Raw genomic sequence first — 19,478 nt, forward strand, 5'->3', positions numbered from 1 at the left:
GAACGCAATGAACGTGGCGACAGCACAGGTCGAAGACAGCAGCATCTCGGAACAGGTTTCCGCCCTCATGATTGGTGCGGTGGACCTTCACTGTCACAGTGGCCCAGCAGCCATGCCGCGGATGCTCGATCATCATGAAGCGATGCTGGACGCCGCTGCGGCCGGCTTTGAAGCGTTGCTTTATAAGGACCATTATTACGCCGGCATGGCGCACGCCAAGATCCTCCAAAAGCTCGTGCCCTACGTCAAGACGCGCCTCTATTCCGGCATTGCCCTTAACAATGCCAGCGGCGGGATAAATCCATACGCAGTCGACCATGCCATCAAGCTGGGCGGAAAAATCGTATGGATGCCAACCTTCTCCGCTGCGAACCACATCGATAAGAGTAGCACTGAGGCGAAAACCTTCCCGAAATCCATCAAACCCATGCTGACGCCGACGCCGCTTTCCGTTCTCGGTGTGGATGGAAAACTGACTGAAGAGACGCAGCAGATCCTGGATCTTATCGCGGAGGCGGACATCATTCTGGCAGGCGGGCATCTCAGTGCGCGTGAGCAGATCATCATGTTTGAGGAAGCCAAGCGGCGAGGCGTCAAAAAGATGCTTGTCAATCATCCGACCTACGTCATTGGCTGTTCGGATGACGATATTCGCCGCCTCGTCAGCCTTGGCGTCTACATGGAACACTCGATTTGCATGTTCATCCAGATTGAGGGTCGAGAGCAAAAGCGCGACGTCAATGATCTTTCGCGCATCATTCAGGTTGCAGGTGTGGACCAGACCATACTCGGCTCAGACCTTGGCCTTGTCGGGATGCCCCGGCCGGTAGAGGGCTATAGACGGATAATCGGCGATCTCCTTCGCATCCAGTATGGTGAAAGGGATATTCGCAAGCTCGTTGGAGGCAATGCGGCGGGGCTGCTGTGATCGGACATCGCCTTCCATTGCACTGATGTCCTGATAAAGCGGGCAACGGCGCAGTGGCCACGGAGATCATATGAAGATCGCAGCGGGTTCGCTGAAACCGGATCTGGAGCAAGGGCGGCGTGCCGCCCTTGCTCCGATTCTGGCGAGACGCATCGTCAAGTCATTCGGGATGGTTGCAATTCCATTTGGTGAAACGTCGGTCGATAAACATAGTCAGCTAACGAATTCAAGTTCAGCTTCAACTGGACAACAAGCGGGGCTCACTAGAAGCCGACTCCTTCGTGGGGCAGCCCGCAGTAACTCCTGAGGAAGCGCACATGAATGAGAGCATCGGAGCATTGACCCCCGCCCTCGATCCGGATTTCCGAAAGAAAAGAAAGCGAGCGATCCTAAGCGCCTGGGCTGGATTCGCCTTGGATTCATATTCCATCTTCATTGTGGTATCGACGCTCCTGCCTGCGCTGGTCTACTTCCAAGGCGATATGTCGGCGCAGGAAAGGTCGATATTCGCCGGAATGACTCTCGCTGTGACGCTGCTCGGTCGACCGCTCGGAGCGCTGATCTTTGGTCACTTCGCTGACCTTCTTGGCCGACAGAGAATCGGCGCTATTACGATCTTCGGATTCGGCACCATTTCGCTGTTGATCGGATGCCTGCCAGGCGCGGAACTGGTTGGGGCAACGGTGGCCACCACATTGCTGATCGGCCTCCGGTTCATTGAAGGGATATTTTTGGGCGGCGAATACACCGCTGCCACTCCGATGGCGCTCGAGTATGCACCGCCGTCACGCAGGGGATTCATCGGTGGATTGATCCAGTGCTCGGCCAGTGGGGGAGGATTTATTGTCGCGGTTCTCAATAGTCTGGTCCTGATGGTGGCAGTCAATGACGGGCTTCATTCGCCTTACGTCCAATGGGGCTGGCGAATACCGTTCATCCTGGGCTTCGTCCTGTCTTTCGCAGTGGCCTGGTTTCTGCGGCGCAACGTCGAAGACTCCGCAGTCTGGAAAAGCGTGGATGCATCGAGCAAGAAGAGCTCTCCCCTGAAGGAGCTGTTGAAAGGCAGGTCCGGGAGGGCGTTCATCCAGTCGTGGGTGATGATGACTGGTGTTTTCTTCCTCATCAATATCGGAAGCAGCGTGCTGAATCAGTTCCTGCTCCACAACAACGCAGGATACACCGCGGCCGATCTGGCTCATACGCTGCTCGTGGTGCCGCTGTTCGGAATGACATCCTATGTCTTCTTTGGCTGGCTCAGCGATCATATCGGCCGCAAGCCAACTCTATACATTTCCGGCGTGCTCATTGTCCTGCTGACGCCGGTGACCATGGCGTTGATCGGCGGCGGATCGGTGCAAGGATGGCTCAATCTGACGCTCCTGGCCGCCGCCACGCAGATGCTGTTTGTCGGTCCCCTGGGTGTGGTGCCAGCCTACATCAACGAGCGTTTCGCGACGTCGGTTCGCTCGTCCGGGTGGGGCGTTGCCTACAGCGCCGCTGTGATCATCCCTTCTTTTTTTCCTTACTACATGATCTGGCTTAGCCATTTCATGACGTTTGCCAATGCGGCAGGTTTCCTCATGGCATTCGGCGGCATCATCATCCTGGCGGCGACGGCTTGCGGGCCGGAGACGCGCGGGGTTGATTTGAGAACGGCGGGTCTGAAAGCGGACCCGCCCGCCGCCACCGTCGAATCGCCCGGAAACGTCGTCGTGCAGGCGACCGGCTCTATGACCTAGGCCAGATCAGCTCGTGATGGCCGCATCGCGATCGGCGCTTTCATTGTGCGCCCGCTGTGCAGCTTCCTCGAAGGCTGCAAGTGCAAGAGCCGCGAAACCGGAAACTTGCTTCAGCAAATAGACGCCGCGGGTATGGGCCAGACGATCCTTTGCTCGGATCTCGGCCAGACCAGCACGTTCGGCCCGCGCGAAGGATTCCGCGTTGGCATCAAGCTCTGCATGAACCTCGGCTGCGACGACGAGCGGATCCGCGAGATGATCTCGGCCAACACCGCGCGCTCGGCATCGAGGTTCTTCGCCAAGACCAAATGCAATTTCACATAGGGCTGTCTGGGAACGGCCGATAAGGGGGAGACGTAATGAGTTCTAGATCTTGGTTTGCTGGAAGGTTCATCGGCAGTGTGGGGAAAGGCTTGGTGTGCGCTACCGCGTCGGCGGGTCTTATTGCCAGCGCGAGCGCGGCGGACGTGGGCGGCTTGTTGAAAGCGCCGCCGGTGGTGCCGGACCTCACCTGGCAGGGGGTGACCGTTTTTGGCACCTATGACATTGGCGGGCAATATGAGTCGCACGGAGCGCCGACCGGGGGCAACGGCGCGGCGGGGATCATCACCGGGATGAATCGAGGCCCGCAGTGGCTGTTGGTTCCCAACCAATCGTCGCAAACCGCCGTGGGCGTCAAAGTCGATAGAAATATAACCGAACAATTGCATTTCATCGCTCGGTTTGAGACAGGATTCAATTCGACCACTGGCGAACTGTCAGACTCGCTCAAGGGCATGCAAAAGAACAACGGCATTCCGTTGAATCAGCAGACCGTGAACGGCGGCGGTCCTCGCGCTGGGCAGCTCATCAATGGTGAGGCCTGGGCGGGCTTCGAAGACAAGACTTGGGGGACGTTGCATATCGGCCGAAATAATGTGGTTTCGACCGACATGGTTGGTGCGTACGACCCGCTTGCCTCATACGGCTTCTCTCTCCTCGGTTACTTCGGCCTTCTCGCGGGGCAGGGGAGTTCGGATACCGCTCGTATCGACCAGTCAATCAAGTACTACAATAATTACGGGCCGTGGCGGATGTCGGCGATCTACGGGAAACCAGGGACAAACGTCAACGATTTCTATCAGGGGTCGGTTGGTGTGGTGGGCCCGAATTTTTCGGTCGATCTCGTCGCTGGGCACGGCTCCGATATTGTGTCGACATTCGCACTATCAGGGCCGGCTAATCTCAATTCCAAATACCTGGGTGCCAAGGTATTTGACACCGACATGTATGGAATATTCGGCAAGTATGTTTTCGACCTCGGTCGAAACGGCCTGCAGGATCCAGCCGAGCAGAAATTTACGGTGACCGGAGGCTATAGCAGGATCGATTTCTCCAACCCGGCCGGTGGAGGGTTTGCGCCCGGACATTCAACGATTGGCGGCTATGAGATCGGGCCGATATTATCAACGAACGGGTCGACCGGGTCTGGTATCGTCAATTACGCTTTCACCGGCGGCGACCGTTTCGTGAATATCAGCTTCATTACGGGCAAATATCAACACGATGCGCAATGGTCGGTCGCGGTCGGATACTATCGCTACGATCAGAAGTCCTACGGATTGGGCGTCAACAGCATTCCGGGCATCGTGGCGCCAGGGTATTCGAGGACGGCGTGCTCTAGCAGCACCTACATCAACTGCGCTGGCGCGGAGCAAGTGGTGTCGTTTCGAATAGATTACGATTGGACCAAGAACTTCCGGATCTATGCCGGCGTCGCGTACTCCCAGGTCAGCGGAGGATTTGCGTTCTCATATCTCAATACGTCTGAATACAACCCAACTGTAGGTATGAGGTTCACGTTCTAGTCAATGAAGCGAAGGGGTGAGCTGCGATGCAGCCCACCCCTTGTTTCCTTCAGCCGGCTTCAACGCCTCTTGCCGGTCGAAATACGCAATTCTCCCATTCCGGTTGACGTGGAAATTCACTCGACGGCCACTTGCTTCAAGGCTGGAGGGCGTCTGGTTGAGGCTTGACGAAGCCGAGTACCGCGCCGTCCTTGCCGGCGGCACGACGCGCACTATCGAAGGTCCGCTCTATGTCGCCGGTGCGCCGCTCTCGAAGGGCGAAGCCCGGCTCGACGACGGCACCGATGATGGCGAGATACTGTTCATGGAAGGCCAGGTGTTCGACACGGAGGGCAGGCCGATTTCCGGCGCGATTGTCGATGTCTGGCACGCCAATTCGTTCGGCTTCTATTCGTTCTTCGGTCCGCCCCAGTCGTCCTACAATCTGCGCCGCCGGATCGAAACCGACCTCGACGGCCGCTATCGCTTCTGTTCGATCATGCCGTCGGGCTATGGCTGCCCGCCCGGCTCCAACACCGAGACGCTGCTCGCGAAGATGGGGCGCCATGGCCAGCGGCCGGCGCACATCCACTCCTTCATCACCGCGTCAGGCTATCGGCAGCTCACCACCCAGATCAACATCTACGGCGACAAATACCTGCACGACGATTTTGCTTTCGGCACCCGCGACGACCTGATCCCACCGGTCGTACGCGTAACGGAAGCCACCGAAATCCGGGAGGCGGAGCTCAACAGGCCATTCGCGCGGATCGGATTCGACTTCAAGGTCACCCGCGAGGTCGCGGGCGCTCCGGCGACCGTTGTGCACCGCGAGCACGCGGTGGCGGCGTAACTCGAGGTGGTTAACAGCACTGCGCGAACGTTCCGATCCATGGGGAATCGTGCAGCCGTCTGATGCGTGTGAATCCGCGTGGCTCGCCGGGCACGCAGCTGGATTTCTGCCGGTGGCAGCTGACGCGGTGCCAGGATCTGCGGAACTGCTTGGCCAGCGGCCCTTGAAGTTGGACTCGCTCTCGCGCCCATGAACAGCGTCAGGCGGAAGATTGGATAAGATATCGCAGGCTCGGTTGGTGTGGGGAAACGCGGGAGCGCTCCCCCGCCACCAGATCTGCGAATTTACACGCCAGACTACATCTCGCACAGGCGGTGCAAATTTACCGCCGTAAAGCTCGATACTGCGCCGCGCATCAAACACCCAAATCGATCATTAGTTCGGGATGAGACGACGCCTTTCGAGTAAACGACGGCCTTAGCATTGGGTGACACTAGGTCCGTAGTCGAGGCGTGTCACAATACCGTCTTGCGCAGCGTCGTAAGTTGGGAGGAGTTTCTGATTGACCGGCGTCTGGTTCAATTCGTAACGGATCGATCCGCAGCCATCCGTGAGTCTCGTGTTTGCCAAGGTGAACCAGCATTTCATGAACATCGTCAGCTGGTGGAAGTGTGTGATCACACGCGATCTTGCCGTTGTTGTCGCGCATTTGATGATGGTTTCGGCTCTGTCGCACGCATCGCCGGCGGGAGCGACTTCCTTCGACATCCCCGCGCAACCTCTGGCGTCTGCCATAGACGCGTTCTGCGCGGCGACCGGGACCGAGGTGTATTACGACGGCGCAGCGGCGATCGGACAGCGATCTTCTGCGGTGACCGGCGCCCTTGCGCGTGACGATGCTCTCAGAAACTTGCTCGCAGGGACGCAACTCGTCCCACTGCGCGCGCGCGAAAACAGCTACTTGCTAATTCATCCCGGCGACGATACGGCGCATGCGTTCGCTACGGCACGGATCGCCCAGGATGGTCAATATCAACGCTATTTCGCCGTGGTGCAAGACGACATCCTGCGCATTCTGTGCCGGTATCCCGGCACGCGCCCCGTGAGTTATCGGCTGGTGATCAAGTTGTGGATCGGTTCGTCGGGATTGGTGCAGCGCGCAGAACTCGAAGGATCGGCCGGCGAACAGGCAAGTCACCGGATGCTGTTGGCGACGCTTGGCAAGTCACGCATGACCGAACCGCCACCGGCGCAGATGCCGCAGCCGATCACCATGGTTGCGCTGCCGGGGGGAGCGGCCGACGCGAGGCTCTGCGCATCACCCGTCGACCAGAAGGCCGGGCGCTAGCATGTCGGTGCGCGAGACAGCGGGCGCGTACGATGCTCACGGGACAAGGGTCCAGGGTCGCGATTCCGCATGACCCACAGCAGCCGCGCCGAATTGCGCCGTTTTTTGACACTCTGCTATGATGATTTGCGAGCCAAGTTGGCCCGTCGATTGAATTCGGTGGAGCTTGCCGGTGACGCCTTGCAGGACACGTATATGGAGCTTTGCCGGGGCGCGGATCTGCCGCCGGTGCAGCGGCCGCGCTCTTACTTGCTGCGCATGGCCAAAAATATCGCGCTGAGGAAACTGCACTCGGAAAAATACACAGTTTCGCTCGATGACGCGAAGATCGCCTTCGACATTGCCGATGAAACGCCCGGTCCCCAACGAAGTCTGGAAGCGAAGATCGAGCTCGAAGCCTTTCAACATGCGATCAGGGAATTAACCCCGCGACGGCGCGTTATCCTGCATGCAGCGCGCGTCGAAGGAAAACCCCTGCACGCAATTGCAGCACAGTTGGAGATATCACAAAGACTGGTTGAGATCGAGTTGAAGCATGCGTTAGCCCATTGCGCGCTTCGTCTGGATCGGCAACTCGTGCAAAGATTCGGCCCTCAGCCCGTTCAGCAATCGCATGGACAGAGGGCCGACAAGCGTGTTGATGACAGGGATGACCGATAGCCCACCCGAAAAGTTGGACCGGATCGAGCGCGAAGCGCACGATTGGCTGGTCCGTTTCACCTCGGGGGAAGCAGGACCTGCGGACCTGCGGGAAGGCAAGATGTGGATCGAGCGCGATCCGGCGCATCGTACCGCGTTTATGAAGGCCACCCGGATGTGGGAGGCCTTGGGGCCGGAGGCATTTGAGGGGGATCGCCCAGCCGCGCGGACGTTCGCCTCTATCTCGATGTCACGTCGTGCTGTGCTCGGCGGCGGGGCCGCCGCCATCGCCGCGAGCGCGGCGTATCTCGTCGTGCAGCCGCCGCTCGGCCTCTGGCCATCCTGGTCGGAAATGGCGGCCGACTATCGGACGCACACCGGCGAGCGGCGGCGTATTGTGGTGGCCGAGACGACTTTCGTCGAGATGAATACCCAGACCAGCATTGCGCTGCGCCAGGTCGCGAAGGAGGCCGCGGGGATCGAGTTGATCTCGGGCGAGGCGCTGGTCGCGACGCCATCCGGTGCGGGGCCGGCCTTTGTCGTGACGTCCAGTCAAGGCCAAACCAGCGGAATTGAAGCGAAATTCAACATACGGAATGATGGGCACGCGGTTTGCGTGACCTGCGTCGAGGGGAACGTTCACGTCTCGTACGGCGCGGCGATAGCGTCGTTGCGCGCCCGCGAGCAGATCAGCTATGATCGATCCGGCTTGGGGAAGCCCGCGTTCGTCGATGCAGCGATCGTGACCGCCTGGCAAGACGATCTGTTGATCTTCCACTCCAAGCCGCTACGTGAAGTCATCACGGAAATCAATCGTTATCGTTCCGGAAAAATCATCGTCGTGAATTCTGCGCTCGGCGCGCGGTTGTTCAGCGCCAATTTCCGGGTTCGCAACGTCGATGCGGTCCTCGAGCAAGTCGAGAAACTGTTTGGCGCGACCGTCACATCCTTGCCGGGCGGCATCGTCCTGCTGAGCTAAACGCCGTCGATCGCTCGGGAATTCCTGACCTCAAATTATTTCTTACTTTTTTTTCGGTGCCGCGCTTCGGCATGTCTCTACGCAGAGGGAAAGCGTCGCTTCGAGTGACGTCATCCACGTGAAATCAGCTTCACGTCAAAGTCTTTGCCGAGAGATCAAGCCATGTCCGTCCAGCCTGCCGCCTGCCGATTCCGCCGCGCTACCCTCAAGAACAACTTGCTCGTTGGGGTCAGTGCCGCTGCTCTGCTGCTCGGCAGCATTGCGGGGGCGGAGGCGCGCAGCCTGGGGAGCGCAAGCACGGGTTCGGGTTCGGCTACGGCAGCCGCTGCCGCGGCCGCGCAGTTGGCCACCCAGCAGTCGTCGCTCGCGGCCAAGCAGGCGGTGGAGTCGATGGCGCGCGCGGCGGCTTCATTGCAGGCACTGCGCGACAGTCAGGCCGCCGCGCGTGCGGCGGCGCTGGCGGCACAAAGCGCGGTCCCGAACGGACTGACGCCCGGAGGACTGGTGACGGCGCCGGGGGCCGGAGCCGTCCCGGGCGTCTGGACCGGCGCCGATCTGCCGACGCAGGCGCAGGGCGGAGGCCGCACCACGGTGACCGTTAGGCAGACCGAGCAAAAAGCAATCCTGAACTGGTCCAGCTTCAATGTCGGCCGCGAGACCAATCTCCACTTCGATCAGAGCGCCGGCGGCGCGAACGCGTCGAACTGGATCGCACTTAACCGCGTCACCGATCCGAACCTCGCCCCGAGCCGCATCTTCGGCACCATCAAGGCCGAGGGCCAAGTCTACGTCATCAACAAAAACGGCATCATCTTCGGCGGATCGAGCCAGATCAACGTCAACACTTTCGTCGCCTCGTCGTTGAGCCTGTCGGATGAACAGTTCCGCGCCGGCATCAACAGACAGCTCATGGTCTTCGACGATTCGTTAGGAAGCGGAGCCAGCATCGCAAAGCCGCAGTTCGGCTATCTCGGACAACAAAACCCGAACCAATCTGTCGGGCTCAACGATCCCAGCCAGGTCGCAGGCGCGATCATCGGCGACGCTCCGGGCGATGTGCGGATCGAGGCCGGTGCGCAGCTGACAATGGCGAGCGGCGGCAAGGCCCTGATCTTTGCGCCGCATGTCCTCAACTCCGGCCGTATCTCGGCGCCTGACGGCCAGGTCATCATGGCGGCGGGCGAACAGATCTACCTCACGACCGATCAGTTTGGCGTTCGTGGTCTCGACGTCGCCGTCTCGGCGCCGATGCGCTGGATGTTCGACTACTACCATATGGCGACAGTGACCGATCAGGGAAACTGGAGCAGCGACAACGACTATACGCTCGGCCTGAAGAACGTCGTGTTCCCGGAGATGGCGGCGCGTCGCGCTTCGGTCGGTTACAACGTCGTCAATAATGGCATGGTGCGGGCCGACCACGGCAACATCACTCTGATGTCCCGCGAGATCGTGCAGAACGGCGCGCTCGAGGCCTCGACTGCATTGAACAACCGCGAAGGCTCGATCCGGCTGCGCGCCTGGGGCGAAGGCATGATGTCCTACGGCAGCTCGATGCCTGTTGGATCGCCGCTGCGCTACTGGTCGACTGGTACCTTGGTTCTGGGATCAGGCAGCGTCACCACGGCGATGCCGGACCTCACTGATGCCAGTGACATCGAACTGACGTCGCTGGCGACACGTTACAGTCCCGGTCGCATCGAGATGCGCGGGAAATTCATCGATATCGAGGCCCGGGCCAGCGTCATCGTGCCGGCCGGCACAATCAGCATCGTTGCCAGCACATCGGCCCTGTCGGGCGATGTTCCCATCACAGGGGAGCCGGTGAAGCGCGACGGCAGCCGCGTGTATATCGGCGAAGATGCCTATCTCAGCGTTGCGGGTCTGCAGGACGTCTTGCTCACCATGGAGAGCAACGTCGTCACTGGTGAATTTCGTATCAACGAACTGCGCGATTCGCCTTTGTATCGTGACTCGTGGCTGCGCGGACTGACAGTCAGCGTCGACAAGCGCGTCAGCGGCTTGTTCGGGGACGGGCCCATGGCCGATGTCAACTGGATCGCAGGTTCGCCCGGCAAATGGATTGGTACGCCGCTCGGCGATTTCTCCGGCTGGATCGGGGTTGGCAAGACGACGCTGGGTGAGCTGTCCACCAAGGCGGGTTCGATCTTCGTCAAGTCGAGTGGCTCAATCGTAACCCGCGAAGGTTCATTGCTCGACGTCTCGGGCGGCTCGGTGCGCTATGCGGACGGCTGGATCACCACGACCAAGATTCGGGGGGCGGACGGTCGAGTCTACGATATCGGTGAGGCGACGCCCGATCGTCTCTATGTCGGTCTCGCGGGCGGTTTCACTCGCAGGCATGAGCGTGCCGGCATCACCGAGACCTGGCGCAACCCGCTGGATCGCAGTAACGGCACGCGGTTCGAGCAGGGCTATACCGAAGGTCGCGATGCCGGTTCGATCCAGTTCTTCGCTGCCGAAGCCATGGTGCTCGAGGGGGGCTACTGGGGTGGGGTCATCACGGGGGAACGGCAGGCGGCGTCCGGCCAGCTCGCCACCGCCGGCACGTTCACGATTGGCGGCAACGCCGACGAGCATCGCCAGTGGCTGCTGGGCAATCTCATCATCGCTGCCGAGCCGGAGATGCTGCCTGCCAACTTTACCGCGAGCAGCCCGTTGGATACGAAATGGTACCACGGCACCCAGGATAGAGATACATCGGTTCGCGATAAGACCACCTATCTCGATTCCGATGTGCTGGCCGAAGCCGGCATGTCGAAGCTTGCCTTCTATGTCGCCACCAGTTTCACGCTGGACAAGGACGAGAAACTCGAGCTCGCGCCGGGCACGACGTTCAACGTGATTGCCAATGTTGGCACTCAAAATCCGGCCAGCTTTGCTGTTGACGGCAGCATTCGCATTGCTGGCGGCAATGTTTGGTTTGCCGGCGCGGAGACGGCGACCTTCGGTCGCGGCGCCGCGATCGATGTCAGTGGCGAATGGATCAATGGCCCAGGCGGGGCGCAGCTTCCCGTGATCAAGGGCGGCACGATCCAGCTCACCGGCGATTTCGCGCCGGGCATCACCCTGGACGTGTCCGGCGGCGGCTGGTACGACACGCGCGGCGCGAAGCCGAAGTTGAAACTCGGCGATGCCGGCGCCATCACGCTGTCGGTCACGGATGCCAATCAGTTGTCGGAACTCGATCTGCGCGGCTACGCGGCAGGTTCGGGTGGCTCACTCACGATTGTTACGTCAGGATCGGTCCAGGTAGGCGGCACCGCTCCGGCCGATCCCGCCGTGTTGCGGCTGTCGGAGACGCTCTACAGCGAACGTGGCTTCCGCGCCTTGTCGTTGACGAGTACCGGCAACATCACGGTCGCGGATGGCGCCACGATTTCGCAGCTTCCGTTGAATGTCGATCTCGCCGGCGTCGATGTTTCCGCCTTTGCATCGGGCACACCGATCACTGCAATTGGCAAGCTCGCGTTGCTCCCGACGGCGGACCGGCTGGATCGCAAGCCAACTTCGCTGTCCCTGATCGGCGACAGCGTCACCGTCGGCGCCGGCTCTGTGGTGCGGACCGATGTCCGCGGCTCCGTCACGCTGGCTGCCATCGGTCATAAGGATCCGGCCACCGATACCACCATCCCCGGCGACGTGATCGTGCGTGGCGCGATCGACGCGCCGGCGGGCTCGATCTCCGTGTCCGCCAATGGCGAGCTCGCGCTTACGGCAGGAGCGCAACTGCTGGCACGCGGCACATCGGTGACGGAGATCGACGCGCAAGGTCTGCGCTCCGGGACGGTGCTGGCTGGAGGCGGTGTCAGCCTCGCTGAGGCGGCGGTGATGAAGATCGAAGCCGGTTCGCTGATCGATGTCTCGGGGGCGAGCGGCACTTTCGATCTGGGGAGGGGGAGGGGCGCGGTCTCGACCTATAGCCTCGCCAGTAACGGCGGTACGATTGCGCTCAAGCTGAGCGGCGCCGCCAATGATGTCGTCGCAGGATCATTCCAGGGATATGCCGGCGGTGCTGGATCGGTCGGAGGCACGATCGATATCTCGGTGGGGAGCACTTCGGAGCCGACGCCGAGCTTCATGCTTCCGGCGCTGTACTACGTTGACAGGGACACCGGGGCGGTCGTCGCGGTCAACCTACGGCAGAACCTGGACATCTACAGGGAATACAGCTCGGGTTCGGAACCGGCCTTTCAGTTCGCTATCGTACGAAACGCAATTCGGGACGCGACGACCGCTCTCACGCGCGGCGGGGGATTGGCCATCATCGATCTCAACGCGGACTCGACGCCCGGCAGCCTCCCCCAGCCGCTGGCATCGGTTACGCCACAACTCACCAACCAGATCGCGTTGCTGTCGAAAAACTTCTTCACGGATCCTGCCGCCACTCAACGCCTGGAGTTGCCTACCGCCAACGTCAAGGTCACGAAGATCTCGGCCGACACCGTGAACAACGGCGGCTTCGGTACCCTGAACGTGAATTCGACCGCCTTCATGGTTGCGCCGGGAATCAATCTGTCGTTCGGCAAGTCGATCTCGATCGGCGGCGCGATCAACAGCGGCGGCGCAGGAACGGCTAAGGTGACCGCGCCCTATATCGCGCTCCTCGGAGGATCCGGTTCCGCCGGCCCGGCCGGTGTCGGCAAGATCGTGCTGACTGCCGATCTGATCGACATCACCAGAATGGCCTTTAGCGGATTCGCTGAAACGCAGTTGGTAGCGCGTGATCTCCGGATGGGCGGCCTGCTGACCGATCTGCGGTCAAACCGCACCTCGTCGCTCGATGCAGACGGCCGTCTCGAGCTGAAGGTCGGGCAGGTCTATCCGGCTACCGGCATCCTTGCTTCGATCAAGGCCGGCACGCAATTGGTCATCGCGCGCAACGGCGATACTGGGCTGCCGCTGTCGGCCGCTGGCACCTTGAACCTCGAAGCGCCGGCGATCGCGCAGAACGGCGTGGTGCGCGCGCCATTTGGCAGCATCACTTTCACAGCCACGGACAGCATCGCACTGGGCGCCGGAAGTATCACGTCGGTGTCCGGCGACGGTCTCGTGCTTCCTTATGGGACCTTGAGCAACAACGAGTTCTGGAACGATCCGCTCGCGAAGCCGACCGAGGCCAATCCGACGCCAACGCTAGGCAAGCTGCCGGAAAAGAATATTGTCCTCAATGCGCCCGGCGTCACGCTCGCGGCCGGTTCGGTTGTCGACATTCGCGGTGGCGGCGATCTTTATGCTTGGGAGCACGTCCCCGGCCCCGGCGGCTCGCACGACGTGCTGACCCAGCCAGGACTTTACGCGATCATGCCGGGGCTGAATGCATCGACGGCTTCACAGGATCAAATCTGGCTTGCCGGGGGCAATGGCCTCGCCGCTGGCTGGTACGCCTTGCTGCCGGCGCGCTATGCCTTGCTGCCCGGGGCGTACGCGGTGTCCGTCGTGAAGGGATCCGCTGGCAAGGAGGTCCTCAATTCCGTGCCGATGGCGGATGGTTCGGTGCTGATGAGCGGTTACCGGGCAGATGCCTATGGCGGCGGCTTCGAGCAGCTCCGCTCGACGTGGCAGGTGATGTCGGGCTCGACCTTGCGCAGCTACAGTGAATACAACGAAGCCTTCGCCAACACCTACTTCGCATCCGATGCGTTCAAGCTCGGGCAATACCGTCTCACCGGCATCAATATCGTTACGCCGCGGCTTCCGGCCGACGGCGGATCGGTGGTGTTCAAGGCGACAACCGAGCTCGTGCTGCAAGGTCTGCTGCGGTCGCAACCGGCCGCGGGCGGTCGCGGCGGTCTGGTGGATATCGCCGGGAGCAGGATCGCGATCGTCGGCAGCGGTCAGGATCGCAGCGATCTGACCGGCTATCTGGTGGTCGACGCGAACTCGCTCAGCAATTTCGGCGCCGGCAGCCTGTTGATCGGTGGCGTTCGCAGTGGTGACGCGAGAGGCCTGCGTATCGATGTGACAGCGAGCGACGTTGTCATTCGCAACGATGCGACGAGCGCGTTGATGGGATCGGAAATCCTCTTTGCGGCGAGCGGCACGATCGGCGTCGGCGACGGCAGCGTCATCCTCGCAAGGGGAACCGCCCCGGGCAGCAGCGTTGATCTCGTGATGGCGCCGCAGGTCAAGGCGGTCTACGGCGACATCGGCGGCGTGAGTGATGGCAATCCCGACAACGATGTGCTGTTGAGCCCGTCGAAGGATTACGGTGCGCTGCTTCGTGTCTCCACCGGCAATGCTGTCAAGGTGCTGCGCGAGAATGTCGACATCACGATGGGCGGGATCGTGACGATCGGCGCCAATGCGACACTTGCGGGTGGCAATGCGCTGCTGATCGATGCGACGCAGGACACGGTGGTCGCCGGCACTGCGAAGCTTTCAGGCGTGGCTCTGTCACTGTCGAGCGGCCGGATCGGCTTCGGCGGCGGCACCTCCGGCCTCGTGCTCGATGCGGTGTCACTGGCGCAACTGGCCAATACGCAGGCTCTCACCTTGCGCAGCTACAGCACGATCGACGTCTACACCTCCGTCAATCTTGGCGGTGCCGGTCTGAATGCGGTGACGCTGGATTCCGCCGGGCTGGTTGGTTACGGCAATGGTACCATCGCGATCAGCGGTCGCAGCATCGCGCTCGACAACAGCGGCGGCAGCTTCAGCAGCCCCGTCGGGGCCGGCCGTCTCCAACTGACACTGAGCGCCGACGAAATCGTTCTTGGCAGCGGCAACAAGGTATTGCGGGGCTTCGACGCGGTCACGCTGAATGCGGGCCGCCAGATCGTCGGGCAGGGCAACGGCAGCATCGAAGCCGATATGGCGACCGTGACGTTGGCGAGTCCGGTGGTGACCGGGCGCGGCGGCGCATCGCAATCGATCGTCACCCAGAGCGCGCTTCGGGTGATCGGCGGCGGCCACAGCGTCATCGATCGTCCCGAACTCAGCCTCGGTACCCGCTTTTCGCTGACAGGATCGAGCGTCGATCTCAGTGGACGCATCGTGGCGCTCGGAGGTGCCGTCAATCTGACTGCGACCGGTGGCAATGTCGTGATCGGCCAAGGCGGCCTAATCGATGTCGGTGGCTTCAGGAAGGAGTTCTTTGACGTCGCGCAATTCGCCGATGCAGGGAGCATCGCATTGACGGCGGTTGGTTCGGTGCAACTGACTTCGGGCGGAACGCTCAATCTTGCCGCGCATGCCGATGGCGGCGCGGCGGGCAAGCTCTCGATGGCCGCATCCAACGGCGGCACCGTGGTGCTCGACGGGCGCATCCAGGCCCAGGCGAAAGCCGGCGAGAAGGGCGGTTCGTTTGCGCTGGACATCGCGACCCTGCCGGACTTTGCCACCATGAGCCAGACGCTGAACTTGTCGGGCTTCTCCGCGTCGCGGCAGTTCCGGATACGCTCGGGCAATGTGGTGATCGATGGCATCACCAACGTCGCGGACTTCGCGCTGGTTGCTGACCGGGGCTCAGTCACGCTGGCGGGCTTGATCGATGCTCGCTCGGAATATGGTGGCAAGATCGCAGTCAGTGCCGGCAATGGGCTGACGATGTTGAGCTCCGCCCGGCTCCAGGCCGGCGCCACCGGCGAATTCGGTGGCGGGCGCGTGACGCTGGAAGCCAGCGGCGGCCAGTTGGATCTGCGCGGCGGCAGCATCGACGTTTCCGGCGCCGAGGGTGGTCGTGTACGCTTCCTCGCGCTGCAGTCGGCCGGTCACGACGAGATCGCTGTCAGCAATCTACAGGCCAGTATTGTCGGCGCACGTTCCGCCGTGCTCGAAGGCGTCAGCGTCTATGACAGCAGCTCGGTTGACGCGGTCCGCGCGGCGGCGATTGCCGATGCCAACAATTTCGCTGGCCATGCCGCGGCGATTGCTGCCCGCCTCAATGCCTCGGGCAGCCTTGCCGTGATGCCCGGCATCGAGATCCGCAGCTCGGGCGACCTCGTCGCCGAAACCGACTGGAATCTGTTCGCCGACTTCGGTGCCAACGCCCGCGCCGGCGGACTGACGCTGCGTGCGGCCGGCAATCTCACCATCCTTGGCCATCTCAGCGACGGCTTCTCGGCGGCGGACCGCAGTGGTGTACTGCAGGATACCGCGTCATGGGATCTGCGGCTCGTCTCCGGTGCCGATCCGACATCGGCAAGCGCACTTGCGGTCGCTCCGCTGACGGCTCTGCCGTCAGGCAGCGGTTCGCTCATCGTTGGCGATGCCGCCGCCGGCAAGGTCGTTCGCACCGGTACCGGTGATATCGATGTCGTGGCTGGCCGCGATCTGCTTCTGGCGCACAACGAATCCGTCATCTATACAGCGGGACGAGCTGACCCGACCTCGTTCGCCGACTTCATTGCGCCGGTGAGCGCGACCTATGGCATCAACGGCGGTAATCTCAGAATTTCGGCGCAGGGCAGCGCGCAGTCGGTGCTGCCGGCCAATCCGGACGACAACCAGCTGTTCGTGGAGTGGCTGAAGAAGGTCGGCTCGACCGACAGAAGCTATGTCTATCTGCCGGGCCAGCAGAGCTCATGGTGGGTCGATTACGGCAATTTCCAGCAGGGCGTCGGTGCGCTCGGCGGCGGCAACGTGTCGGTCAATGCGGGCGGTGATCTGGTCAACCTGCTGGTGGCGCTGCCCACCAACGGCCGCGTCCGCGGCGGAATGTCGAGCGGCGAACGCAAGCTTCTCGAAGTCCGCAACGGCGGCCTGATGGAGGTCGAAGCCGGCGGCGCGATCCGCGCAGGCTATTACTATGCGGGACGTGGTGCGGGCACCATCACCGCCGGCGAATTCACCGTCGGACGCACGGTGTTTGCACAGAAGTCGGCGACGCAGATCGATGCCTATGCCATTGCGCCTGTGATTGCGCTTGGCGACGCGACGGTGAAGGTCAGAACCGCTGGTGACCTGCTCCTGCAGACGGTCATGGATCCCCTGTTGCTCAGCTCCGACTCTCTGATGTTCGGCGGTCAGGATTTCTACAACGCGCATATGAGCGGCTACACCGATCGAACGGCGCTCGACCTGCTGGCGGTAGGCGGCAACGTCACGTTGGCCAACCAGGGGAGATTTCTCTCCAAGGACATCGATCTGGCCAGCGGCGGCGTCTACACGAGCGATATCGACTATTCGATCATCGGTCTGATGGCGACCAATCTCTATCCCTCAATGACGCGCATCGCTGCTCTCAACGGATCGGTGACCAACCTCAATCGTTTCTACACGGCTCCCGGAAGCCATCCCGAACTCCGTATCCTCGCCGAAACAGATGTGATGCTCGGTGAAATCACCATGTCACGGGCAAATCTCGAGATGATGCCTTCGCCTTTCAGGCCTGTCGGCGGAGGCTCAGGTGCGGATATCCAGCTCGTGAAGTTTCCGTTCGAAGCCGATTTCCAATCACCGGCGAACAGTGGATTTCATGCTCTCTTGTTCAATACCCTGACGTTCGAGAATCCGATCAGCTACAATTCGCATGGCGGCTATATCGAAAGCGTTCGCAATCCGGATCACTTGGCTAACGAGGGCGACGAGGAGCCCAGTCGTATCTTTGCAAGAAGTGGCACAATATCGAACTCGCCGATCGTTGCCGGCAACGTGATGCGCCTCGGAAAGGTCACCACCAACGAGCAGACCTGGTTCCGTGCCGGGGCCGATATTCGCAATATCAGCTACGACCTGCGTAACGTTCATCGTTCTGACGTCTCGCTGCTCGAGGCCGGCAACGATATCATCGGTTATAACATCGATATCCAAGGCCCAGGCATGATTGCCCTGGCGGCGGGGCGAGACGTCTATAGCGCGAATTTCGTGATCAACAGTCGTGGCAACTACTACGCCTACGCCGACCACCGCCCGGTCGAGACCTCGGAGGTTCGGGGACTGCCGCGCGACGGCGCCGCGATCTCCGTGATGGCCGGCCTCAAAGGCAAGCAGCCCTCCTACGATGCGCTGGCGGCAGCTTATCTCGATCCTGCCGATGTCACGGCGATGCCGGATTACCTGAAGGCGACGATCGATGGTGTCATGCTGCCAATCTATCTGACCGATGCCTTCGAAACGCGCGGCGGATCTTCGCACAAGGTCAGGTCCGGCCTGGTCTCGTTCATCCAGGAGATTACCGGCGAGACCTTGTCGCCGCTCGGCGCCTGGGCGCGCTTCCAGTCATTGCCTGCGCTGACGCAGCAGCGCTTCCTGCGCCAGGTGTATATTCAGGAGTTGAGGGCTGCCGGCGACGATCAGAACACGCTCGGTGCGGATGGTCGGCCGATCCACGGCGGCTACAAGCGTGGCTACACCGCGATCGAGACCCTGTTCCCCGGCAAGGACTGGAGCGGCGATATCAAGATCGGCAACACCGCGTTCCTCACTATGGCTGGCGGCGGCATCGAGACGCTGACACCGGGCGGCGGACTACAGGTGGCGGCACTTGGCACGGTCGCGCCGCCCGGCGCCGGCTTGATCACGCTCGGCAATGGCGACATCAACATCTTCGCCCGCGACAGCGTCACCGTGAACCGCTCGCGCATCCTCACCTTCGCCGGCGGCGATGAGGTGATCTGGTCGACGCTCGGCGACATCGATGCCGGCCGTGGTGCCAAGACCACGCGTGTGCCGTCGGCGCCGGAAATCGTCACCGATGCCGACGCCGTTACGAAGGTCATGGAAAAGGCTGACATTTCCGGCAGCGGCATCGGCACCATCATCGGCTTCACCGGTGTCGAGCCCGGCGACGTCTCGTTGATCGCTCCGGTCGGCACGGTGGATGCGGGCGACGCCGGAATCCGGGTCAGCGGCGACCTCACCGTGGCGGCGATGTATGTGCTCAACACCGACAACATCAAGGTCGGTGGTGAGACCAAGGGCGTGCCGAAGGTGCAGGCCCCGGCCGTCAATCTGACGGTCGAAACCAAGGACAAGGCGGCGGCCGACGCGGTCAAGGACGCGACGCAGCAGCCTGCGAATGAGCGGCCGTCGATCATCATCGTCGAGCTGCTCGGCTTTGGCGGCGAGAGCGATCCGCAAACGCCGCGACGCGATGAAGCTCCGCGTCAGGAGGAAGAACGTGGCAGGAAGGAGCGGCGCAGTTACAACTACGATCAGACAAGTCCGGTTCAAGTATTAGGGGCCGGTGCGCTGTCGGATATGCAGACCGAGGCTCTGATCTACGAGAAGAAAAAGCAGGTGCGCTGACCCCAAATGTGGCCG

General features: G+C 61.6%; 9 protein-coding genes. All 9 read left to right on the top strand.

The window, feature by feature from the left end:
• The first annotated feature begins 7 nt into the window (after positions 1-7).
• The 9 genes from ACZYOF_RS18860 to ACZYOF_RS18900 all read left to right on the top strand — a co-directional run bounded on the left by ACZYOF_RS18860 (position 8) and on the right by ACZYOF_RS18900 (position 19,463).
• Positions 8-928 (top strand): DUF6282 family protein, encoded by a 921-nt coding sequence (locus tag ACZYOF_RS18860; protein WP_463716695.1) that lies wholly within the window; start codon positions 8-10, stop codon positions 926-928.
• 317 nt (positions 929-1,245) lie between these two features.
• On the top strand, positions 1,246-2,667 hold the full coding sequence (locus ACZYOF_RS18865) for an MFS transporter (RefSeq protein ID WP_394569669.1): 1,422 nt from the start codon (positions 1,246-1,248) through the stop codon (positions 2,665-2,667).
• A gap of 132 nt (positions 2,668-2,799) precedes the next feature.
• Complete coding sequence (locus ACZYOF_RS18870) at positions 2,800-2,991, top strand: hypothetical protein (protein WP_463716696.1); 192 nt, start codon at positions 2,800-2,802, stop codon at positions 2,989-2,991.
• Between the two features lie 35 nt (positions 2,992-3,026).
• Entirely contained in the window at positions 3,027-4,514 is a 1,488-nt protein-coding gene (locus ACZYOF_RS18875) for a porin (protein ID WP_463716697.1), read from the top strand.
• A gap of 157 nt (positions 4,515-4,671) precedes the next feature.
• Entirely contained in the window at positions 4,672-5,346 is a 675-nt protein-coding gene (locus tag ACZYOF_RS18880) for a dioxygenase family protein (protein WP_463716698.1), read from the top strand.
• 550 nt (positions 5,347-5,896) lie between these two features.
• Complete coding sequence (locus ACZYOF_RS18885; RefSeq protein WP_463716699.1) at positions 5,897-6,634, top strand: STN domain-containing protein; 738 nt, start codon at positions 5,897-5,899, stop codon at positions 6,632-6,634.
• A 69-nt stretch (positions 6,635-6,703) separates the two neighbouring features.
• A complete protein-coding gene (locus ACZYOF_RS18890; protein WP_463716700.1) occupies positions 6,704-7,294 on the top strand; it encodes an RNA polymerase sigma factor in 591 nt (196 codons plus the stop codon).
• Entirely contained in the window at positions 7,284-8,252 is a 969-nt protein-coding gene (locus ACZYOF_RS18895; RefSeq protein WP_463716701.1) for a FecR family protein, read from the top strand. Before ACZYOF_RS18890 ends, ACZYOF_RS18895 begins: the two co-directional genes overlap by 11 nt.
• A 162-nt stretch (positions 8,253-8,414) precedes the next feature.
• On the top strand, positions 8,415-19,463 hold the full coding sequence (locus tag ACZYOF_RS18900) for a filamentous haemagglutinin family protein (protein ID WP_463716702.1): 11,049 nt from the start codon (positions 8,415-8,417) through the stop codon (positions 19,461-19,463).
• Positions 19,464-19,478: the final 15 nt, after the last annotated feature.

The sequence above is a fragment of the Bradyrhizobium sp. LeoA1Lang genome, assembly GCF_055413685.1.